Source organism: Monashia sp. HAY1-5C, assembly GCF_056755255.1.
Genome location: NZ_JBPGXG010000420.1, coordinates 1 through 264 on the forward strand (window position 1 = coordinate 1; position 264 = coordinate 264).

Consider the following 264-nt stretch of genomic DNA (forward strand, 5'->3'; position numbering starts at 1 on the left):
CGATTAGCACTTTGCAAGAAATTAAGTGAAGTCGTCAGTCTCGAGATAGCTTCGGCTTTTGAAATATAGCCATTTTTAACACCTACTAAAATTGTCATCAATCCAAAGCCCGAACCACCAGTCGTAACAACATTCGCATCTTGCGAAGGATTTTCTGTGTGATATCTTTCTCTTGCCAGCTTTGAATTGGTTTCTGCATAATCCCAAAAGTATTTCAGGGCATCTTTTTGGACCATTTCAATTAATTGGGGGTCGGTGTAGTTG

Annotated in this window: 1 pseudogene; it reads right to left on the reverse strand. The window is 39.8% G+C overall.

The features are described 5' to 3' along the window. Nucleotides 1-264 (reverse strand): annotated as a pseudogene (locus ACR9ZK_RS22280) (hypothetical protein); the annotation flags it as partial.